We start from the raw sequence: 8,426 nt of genomic DNA on the forward strand, positions 1-8,426 counted from the left end.
CCGTACGCTTGACAGGTGAGCAGCACTGAGCCCGACGCCCTCCTGGGCCCCGCAGACATCCGCGAACTCGCCGACACCCTCGGCGTACGCCCCACCAAGCAGCGCGGGCAGAACTTCGTCATCGACGCCAACACGGTCCGCCGGATCGTGCGGACGGCGGAGGTCCGGCCGGACGACGTGGTGGTCGAGATCGGCCCGGGCCTCGGCTCGCTGACCCTCGCACTCCTCGAGGTGGCCGACCGGGTCGTCGCCGTCGAGATCGACGACGTACTCGCGGCGGCCCTGCCCGCCACCGTCGCCGCCCGGATGCCCGCCCGCGCCGAACGCTTCGCGCTGGTGCACTCCGACGCCATGCTCGTACGCGAGCTGCCGGGCCCGCCGCCCACGGCACTGGTCGCCAACCTTCCGTACAACGTCGCCGTGCCGGTGCTGCTCACCGTGCTCGACCGGTTCCCCAGCATCGAGCGCACGCTCGTCATGGTGCAGGCGGAGGTCGCGGACCGGCTGGCCGCCCGCCCCGGCAACAAGGTCTACGGCGTGCCCTCGGTGAAGGCCAACTGGTACACGGACGTCAAGCGCGCCGGGTCCATCGGCCGCAAGGTCTTCTGGCCCGCGCCGAACGTGGACTCCGGGCTCGTCTCGCTGGTGCGCCGCAGCGAACCCGTGGCGACGACCGCGAGCAAGGCGGAGGTCTTCGCGGTGGTGGACGCGGCGTTCGCCCAGCGCCGCAAGACGCTGCGCGCGGCCCTCGCGGGCTGGGCCGGTTCCGCACCGGCCGCCGAGGCCGCGCTGGTCGCGGCGGGCGTCTCGCCGCAGGCGCGCGGCGAGTCCCTGACGATCGAGGAGTTCGCCGCCGTGGCCGAGAACAAGCCCGCCGCCGAGACCGGGAGCGCGCAGTGAGTGTCACCGTACGGGTCCCCGCCAAGGTCAACGTCCAGCTCGCGGTCGGTGCCGCGCGCCCGGACGGCTTCCACGACCTGGCCAACGTCTTCCTCGCCGTCGGTCTGTACGACGAGGTCACCGTCACCCCCGCCGACAGCCTGCGCGTCACCTGCTCCGGGCCCGACGCGGCGCAGGTCCCGCTGGACGCGTCGAACCTGGCCGCGCGGGCGGCGTCCGCGCTGGCCGCGCGCCACGGCATCGCGCCGGACGTGCACCTCCACATCGACAAGGACATCCCGGTCGCCGGCGGCATGGCGGGCGGCAGCGCGGACGGGGCCGGCGCCCTGCTGGCCTGCGACGCGCTGTGGGGGACCGGCACGCCCCGCGAGGAGCTGCTCGCCCTCTGCGCCGAACTGGGCAGCGATGTGCCGTTCAGCCTGGTCGGCGGCGCCGCGCTCGGCACCGGCCGGGGCGAGCGGCTGACCCCGGTCGAGGTCGGCGGCACCTTCCACTGGGTGTTCGCGGTGGCCGACGGCGGGCTCTCCACTCCGGCGGTGTACCGCGAGTTCGACCGCCTCACGGCGGGCACCCGGGTCCCGGAACCCGCGGCCTCGGACGCCCTCCTCGACGCGCTGCGGTCGGGCGACCCGAAGGCCCTGGCCGCCACCCTGGGCAACGACCTCCAGGCCTCCGCGCTCTCCCTGCGCCCGGCCCTCTCCGCGACCCTGGCGGCGGGCACGGAGGCGGGCGCGCTCGCGGCCCTGGTCTCCGGCTCGGGCCCGACGACCGCGTTCCTCGCGGAGGACGAGGCGGCGGCCCACGCGGTGGCCGCCGCCCTCACCGCCTCGGGGACCTGCCGCACGGCGCGGACGGCGGTGTCCCCGGCCCCGGGGGCGACGGTCCTCAGGTAGGGCCTGTCAGCCCACCCGTACCGACTTCCTCGCCAGCTCGTACGCCGGCAGCATGTCCTCGTGCTCGTCCGTGTCCAGGCCGCCCAGGTGGACCACGACCGGGCCGTCGGGGGTGGCGAGGGCGAAGGCGTGGGTGAGGCGCGGCCCGTCCATGAGCGGGCTGCGGAAGGTGTAGGTCACCTCGGTCACGGCCTGCTTCCCCGTCCTGAGCCGGGTGTACGTGACCTCGGACGTGTTCTCCTCGGCCTTGACGAAGCCCTCCAGCACCGCGCGCGGTGAGGCGTCCCCACCCTTGCCCTGCCACACCCGCAGGTAGCCGATGTGCCCGGCCGGCTTGGCGTCGATCTCGCAGACCAGGTCGACCGGGCCCTGCGTGAGGAAGCCGCCCAGCTCCGAGTCCGGGTCGACCGGAAGAACGGCCTCCGGCTTCCAGTCCTCCGCCAGGTCGAACGTCACCGGCAGCTCGCAGCCGGAACCGGCGCCGCCGACCGTGCCGCTCCTCGCCGCGGTCTTCGCGGCGGGCGCCCCGGCGGACTTCCCCGGTTTCGCGGCGTCGGCGGAATCCGCGTCCGACGAGCAGCCGGTCAGCGCGGCGGCAGCCAGCAGCGCGGACAGCAGCCCGCGCACCGTACGACGTGTCATGACCATCCCCGCCCCTTGATCGTTTGCGCGCAAGGTACACCGGGGCGGGCGGGCGCTCGTACGGAGGTCCGCGCGGCGGCGACTACGCTGGAAGGCCGGAGTCTTCCTCGCAGCTGGAGCGTTCGTGGCCGTCAACCTCATCAATGTCGAGCAGGTCAGCAAGGTCTACGGCACTCGTGCCCTGCTCGACGGTGTCTCCCTCGGCGTCTCGGAGGGCGACCGGATCGGTGTCGTCGGGCGCAACGGGGACGGCAAGACGACCCTGATCCGGGTGCTCGCCCGGCTGGAGGAGGCCGACACCGGCCGCGTCACGCACAGCGGCGGGCTGCGCCTGGGCGTCCTCACCCAGCACGACTCGCTCGACCCGGCGGCCACCATCCGCCATGAGGTCATCGGCGACCTCGCCGACCACGAGTGGGCGGGCAGCGCCAAGATCCGCGACGTGCTGACCGGCCTCTTCGGCGGGCTCGGCCTGCCGGGCTTCCAGGACGGCCTGGACACCGTCATCGCCCCGCTCTCCGGCGGTGAGCGGCGCCGGATCGCGCTCGCCAAGCTGCTCATCGCCGACCAGGACCTGATCGTCCTGGACGAGCCGACCAACCACCTCGACGTCGAGGGCATCTCCTGGCTCGCCGGGCATCTGCGGGCCCGCCGCTCCGCGCTGGTCTGCGTCACCCACGACCGCTGGTTCCTGGACCAGGTCTGCACCCGCATGTGGGACGTGCAGCGCGGCACGGTCCACGAGTACGAGGGCGGCTACAGCGACTACGTGTTCGCCCGCGCCGAACGGGAGCGGATCGCCGCGACCGAGGAGGCCAAGCGGCAGAACCTGATGCGCAAGGAGCTCGCCTGGCTGCGGCGCGGCGCCCCCGCCCGCACCGCCAAGCCCCGCTACCGCATCGAGGCAGCCAACGAGCTGATCGCGGACGTGCCGCCGCCGCGCGACACCAGCGAGCTGATGAAGTTCGCCAACGCCCGGCTCGGCAAGACCGTGTTCGACCTGGAGGACGTCACCGTCCAGGCCGGCCCCAAGACCCTGCTCCAGCACCTGACCTGGCAGCTCGGCCCCGGCGACCGCATCGGCCTGGTCGGGGTCAACGGCGCCGGCAAGACCTCGCTGCTGCGAGCGCTCGCCGAGGCCGCCCGCACCGAGGGCGAGGTCCAGCCCGCCGCCGGGAAGATCGTCGTCGGGAAGACCGTCCGGCTCGCCTACCTCTCCCAGGAGGTCCACGAGCTGGACCCGAACCTGCGCGTGCTGGAGGCCGTTCAGCAGGTGCGGGACCGGGTGGACCTCGGCAAGGGGCGCGAGATGACCGCCGGACAGCTCTGCGAGCAGTTCGGCTTCGCCAAGGAGAAGCAGTGGACGCCCGTCGGCGACCTCTCCGGCGGTGAGCGGCGCCGGCTCCAGATCCTGCGCCTCCTGATGGACGAGCCCAACGTGCTCTTCCTGGACGAGCCGACCAACGACCTCGACATCGAGACCCTGACCCAGCTGGAGGACCTGCTCGACGGCTGGCCCGGCTCCATGATCGTGATCTCCCACGACCGGTTCTTCATCGAGCGCACCACGGACCGGGTCATGGCCCTGCTCGGCGACACGTCGCTGCGGATGCTGCCGCGCGGCATCGACGAGTACCTGGAGCGCAGGCAGCGTCAGGCCGAGACGTCCGCCCCCGCCGCACCCGCCGCCGCCCAGACCGCCGCCCCGGCGCCCGCGGTGTCCGCGCAGGCGGCCCGCGCGGCCAAGAAGGAGCTCCAGAAGGTCGAACGGCAGCTGGAGAAGATGTCGTCCCGCGAGACGACCCTGCACGCGCAGATCGCCGAGAACGCCACGGACTTCGAGAAGGTGGCGAAGCTCGACGCCGAGTTGCGCGAACTGGTCGCGGAACGCGATGTGCTGGAGATGCGCTGGCTGGAACTGGCCGAGGACGCCTGAGCGTCGTCACGCGTGGGGCGGGTGGTACAAAGAACCCTTGCCCGGTGCGGGCCAGGACCGTGCCGCTTTCACCACAGGGGGACGGGTCCGATGAGCCAGCCGCCCGGACAGCAGCCGCCGCAGGGCGAGTTCGGAGCACCGTACGACCCGGCGACCGGTCCGTACACCCAGCCGCCGGCCCAGGGCGGCTACGGCTATCCGCCACAGGGCCACGGACAGCCCCCGCCGGGCCCGTACGACCAGCAGCCGGGCCCGTACACGCAGCCGGGGCTGCACCAGATGCCCACCCAGCAGCAGTACGCCGCCCCCGCGCCCGGCGGGGCGCCCGGCCGGGGCGGGCCGTTCCGGGGCCGGGCCGCGAAGATCGTCGGGGCCGTGGTCGCCGTGGCGCTCCTCGCGGGCGGCGGGATCTGGCTCGCCACCAGCGGCGACGGGGGCAACGACAAGCCCCTGGCCGGGCCGACCCGCTCGGCGAAGCCCACCGTGGCGCCGTCGCCGACCAAGGGCGGGGCCACCGGGAAGCCGGTGGCCGGCCCGGAGGAGCAGGCCCGGACCATCAACGCCGGGGTCAAGCCCGGCGAGGCGAAGGTCGCCTGGATCCAGAAGGGCGGCATCGACCTGCCGCGCAACGGCGAGGACCAGTTCGGCCCCTGGTTCGCCGGGGACGTCGTCGTCCGCGCGCTGTTCCACACGGTCACCGGATACTCGGTCTCCGACGGCACCCCGCGGTGGAGCCTCCGGCTGCCGGCCACGATGTGCTCGGCGCCCTCGCAGCCCACCGCCGACGGCCGGATCGTCCTCGGGATCAGGCACGACTCCGCCGCCGACGCCGAGTGCGACACGCTCCAGATGGTCGACCTGAGGACCGGCAAGGCCGGCTGGCGCACGTCGTACGTCCGCGAGGGAGCCTGGGACGGGCTCTCCGACCTCGCGATGTCCACCAACGGCGACACCGTCACCGTCGGACGCACCGGCCGGACCGAGGGCTTCCGGATCAGCGACGGCAAGCGGCTCTTCGGCGAACGGCCCGGGAACTGCCAGCCGTTCGGCCTCGCCAGCGGACCGGTGGCCATCGCGGCGGTCAGCTGCCACACCGCCGACGACCAGTACAAGGACCAGCAGGTGCAGCGGATCGACCCCGCCACCGGCAAGGCCCTGTGGACGTACAAGCTCAAGAAGGACTGGGAGGTCGCCCAGATCCTCTCCGTCAGCCCGCTCGTCGTCTCGCTGAAGCAGCCGGAGAAGTGGGCGATACTCGTCCTCAACGCCGACGGCACCTACCGCTCCCAGCTTTCCGGCGGGCCGGGCGACCTCCAGCTCAAGTGCGAGCGGGACATGATGTCGCTCGGCCGGAACCTGGACAACTGCGTGGGCGTGGCCGCCGACGAGAAGACCTTCTACATGCGGACCGACTACGGCGAGTTCGGGGATCTCCACGCCAACAAGATCGCGGCGTTCGACCTGGCCACCGGGAAGTTCCGCTGGTCGGCCGCCTCACCGGAGGGCCAGGCCGTCACCCCGCTGCGCACCGAGGACGGCAAGCTGCTGATGTACGTCCACGCGGCCAAGGGCAAGGGCGGCGGGATCGCCGTCCTCCCCTCCACCGGCGGCACCCCGCGGTTCGTCCAGCGCCACCCGGTGTCCGGCGCCGACCTGGAGCGCGGCATCTACGAACCGCGCATCGTGTACACCGGCGGACGCGCCCTGCTGACGCCGTCACGGCTCAGCGGCATCAGCGGCGACGACGAGGTGGACATGCCCTCCGTCGTGGTCTTCGGCGGCTGACGGTCCGAAGCATCACGACGGCATCACGGCCCGGTCCTCCCTTGGGAACAGGGGTGGACCGAACCGGAAGGCGTCCTCGGACGGGTGGTACAAAGAAGTCCCGCTCGACTGACGTGACACTGCGGGATCCATGCCCGATTCGCTCCATTTCGCCGTGGTCCAGGGGGTCTTGCCCCGAGGTGCCGGCGAGATCGCGGGGGAGTCCGGAACGGGCACCGGACCGCACGAAGGGGGACGTGCTGATGACCCAGCCGCCCGGACAGCAACCGCCGCAGGGAGGCTTCGGCGCTCCGCAGGAGCCGCCGCACGGGGTACCGCAGCCGCCCCAGGGCCCGCCGCAGACCCCGCCGCCGCCCCAGGCCCCCGCCGCGCCGCCGACCCCGCCGCCCACGCAGCCGGGCTACGGCTACCCGCAGCAGCCGGGACCGTACGACAAGCCGCAGCAGCCCGGCCCGTACGGGCAGCAGCCCCAGCAGCCCGGTCCCTACGGGCAGCAGCCGGGCCCGTACAACCAGCAGCCCGGCCCGTACAACCAGCAGCCCGGCCCGTACGGGCAGCAGCCGGGTCCGTACGGCCAGCAGCCGCAGGCCGGTTACGGCTTCCCGCCGCAGCAGCCCGGCGCGCCCGTTCCGCCCGGTCCGAACGGCCCCGGCGGCGGCAGCCCGTTCAAGCGCAAGCCGGCCGTGATCATCGGTGCCGCGGTCGCCGCGCTCCTGGTCATCGGCGGCGGCGTGTACTTCGCGACGAGCGGCGGCGACGGCGACGACGACAAGCCGGTCGCCAAGAAGAGCGAGCAGGCCGCGAAGCCGTCCGGGTCGGCCTCCGTCGACCAGGGCGACGGCAACGGCACGGGCCGGGAGGAGGACGACGACCTCAACAGCGGCCGCAAGGACGGCGAGGCCAAGGTCCTCTGGCTGCAGAAGAACGACGTCGACCTCCCGCGCAACGGCGCGACCGTCTACGGTCCCTGGATCGTCGGCGACACCATCGTCAAGGGCATGTACCGCACGGTCTCCGGCTACTCGGTCGCCGACGGCAAGCAGACGTGGACGCTCAAGCTGCCCGCCGACATCTGCTCCGCGCCCGAGCAGACCACTGCCGACGGCAAGATCGTCATCGCGATCAAGAACGGCACCACCGACAAGGCCGACTGCTCCGCCCTCCAGCAGATCGACCTCAACACGGGCAAGACCGGATGGAAGAAGGAGGTCAAGCAGAGCGGCCTCTTCGACATGATGTCCGACCTCTCCATGGCCATCAGCGGCGACACCGTCACGGCCGGCCGCACCGGCACGTCCAACGCCTACCGGGTCAGCGACGGCAAGGAGGTCTTCGGCAAGCGGGGCGGCAACTGCGAGCCGTACGCCTTCGCCGGCGGCCCCAAGCTCATCGCCGCGGTCAACTGCCGCACGGACGACTTCGACAACCCGCAGCAGGAGGTCGAGGAGATCGACCCCGGCACCGGCAAGGCGAAGTGGACCTACAAGCTGCCCCGCGGCTGGGAGGTCGACAAGGTCTACTCGGTGTCCCCGCTCATCGTCTCCCTCACCAAGGGCGACAGCGACGACAAGAAGTGGAGCGTCATCGCGCTCCGCGAGAACGGCTCGCTGCGCTCCAAGCTGAGCAGTGACAAGGACGACAAGTTCGCCCCGGAGTGCGGCGGCGGCTTCTCCATCTTCGGCCAGCAGCTCCAGGACTGCACCGGCGTCGCGGCCGACGCCAACACCTTCTACATGTCCACGTCGGACGATTCGGGCGGCTCCGCCCGCACCAACAAGGTCGTCGCGTTCAACCTGAACACCGGCAAGACGAAGTGGAAGGCGGACGCCCCCGCCGAGAAGACCATGAAGCCGCTCGGCATGGAGGGCGGCAACGTGCTGCTCTACGTCGAAGGCGGTTACAGCAAGGGCGGCGGCATCGCCACCCTCTCCCCGGCCGGCGGCAGCCCGAAGATGGTGCTCAAGCACCCGGACTCCACCTCGGAGATCGAGCGCTCCTTCTACAACCCGAAGATCCGGTACGCGGACGGGCGTTCGTTCATCACGAGCGGGCGGGTCAGCGCGAGCAACGACAAGGAAGAGCTGGAGACGAAGACCATGATGGCCTTCGGCGACTGACGGCTCACCCCACCCGGACGAACCCGACCGCCCCCCTTCCCCGAGGTACGCAACGCCATGACCCAGCCGCCCCAGCAGCCGCCCAACGACCCGCCCCAGGGCGGCTTCGGCGCGCCGCAGGACCCGCCGCCCGGCGGATTCGGCGCCCCGCAG

6 protein-coding genes are annotated in these 8,426 nt (G+C 72.5%); 5 read left to right on the forward strand and 1 reads right to left on the reverse strand.

The window, feature by feature from the left end; translation table 11 throughout:
• The first annotated feature begins 15 nt into the window (after positions 1-15).
• Together rsmA and G3I41_RS13855 are read left to right on the forward strand one after the other, a co-directional pair.
• Positions 16-900 carry a 16S rRNA (adenine(1518)-N(6)/adenine(1519)-N(6))-dimethyltransferase RsmA gene (gene rsmA / locus G3I41_RS13850; RefSeq protein WP_164400516.1) on the forward strand — a complete coding sequence of 295 codons (885 nt, stop codon included), beginning with the start codon at positions 16-18 and terminating at the stop codon, positions 898-900.
• The gene (locus tag G3I41_RS13855; RefSeq protein ID WP_164400517.1) at positions 897-1,793 is read left to right on the forward strand and encodes a 4-(cytidine 5'-diphospho)-2-C-methyl-D-erythritol kinase; all 897 of its coding nucleotides are present in this window, start codon (positions 897-899) and stop codon (positions 1,791-1,793) included. Before rsmA ends, G3I41_RS13855 begins: the two co-directional genes overlap by 4 nt.
• 6 nt (positions 1,794-1,799) lie before the next feature.
• Here G3I41_RS13855 and G3I41_RS13860 read toward each other — a convergent pair whose 3' ends face one another.
• A complete protein-coding gene (locus G3I41_RS13860) occupies positions 1,800-2,435 on the reverse strand; it encodes a lipoprotein (RefSeq protein WP_343242117.1) in 636 nt (211 codons plus the stop codon).
• A 124-nt stretch (positions 2,436-2,559) separates the two neighbouring features.
• Between G3I41_RS13860 and G3I41_RS13865 the strand changes: the two genes are divergently transcribed.
• From G3I41_RS13865 to G3I41_RS13875, 3 genes are all read left to right on the forward strand, one after another.
• Positions 2,560-4,371 (forward strand): ABC-F family ATP-binding cassette domain-containing protein, encoded by a 1,812-nt coding sequence (locus G3I41_RS13865; RefSeq protein WP_164400518.1) that lies wholly within the window; start codon positions 2,560-2,562, stop codon positions 4,369-4,371.
• A 90-nt stretch (positions 4,372-4,461) separates the two neighbouring features.
• Complete coding sequence (locus G3I41_RS13870; RefSeq protein WP_164400519.1) at positions 4,462-6,156, forward strand: PQQ-binding-like beta-propeller repeat protein; 1,695 nt, start codon at positions 4,462-4,464, stop codon at positions 6,154-6,156.
• 242 nt (positions 6,157-6,398) lie between these two features.
• Entirely contained in the window at positions 6,399-8,273 is a 1,875-nt protein-coding gene (locus tag G3I41_RS13875) for a PQQ-binding-like beta-propeller repeat protein (RefSeq protein ID WP_164400520.1), read from the forward strand.
• Positions 8,274-8,426 lie beyond the last annotated feature (153 nt).

The sequence above is a fragment of the Streptomyces sp. SID9727 genome (assembly GCF_010550605.1).
GTDB lineage: Bacteria > Actinomycetota > Actinomycetes > Streptomycetales > Streptomycetaceae > Streptomyces.

What these genes read in the sequence shown, in the direction of transcription:
- G3I41_RS13860 (WP_343242117.1), bottom strand. Translation starts at nt 2,435, where the DNA reads ATGACACGTCGTACGGTGCGCGGGCTGCTGTCCGCGCTGCTGGCTGCC.
- G3I41_RS13870 (WP_164400519.1), top strand. Translation starts at nt 4,462, where the DNA reads ATGAGCCAGCCGCCCGGACAGCAGCCGCCGCAGGGCGAGTTCGGAGCA.
- G3I41_RS13875 (WP_164400520.1), top strand. Translation starts at nt 6,399, where the DNA reads ATGACCCAGCCGCCCGGACAGCAACCGCCGCAGGGAGGCTTCGGCGCT.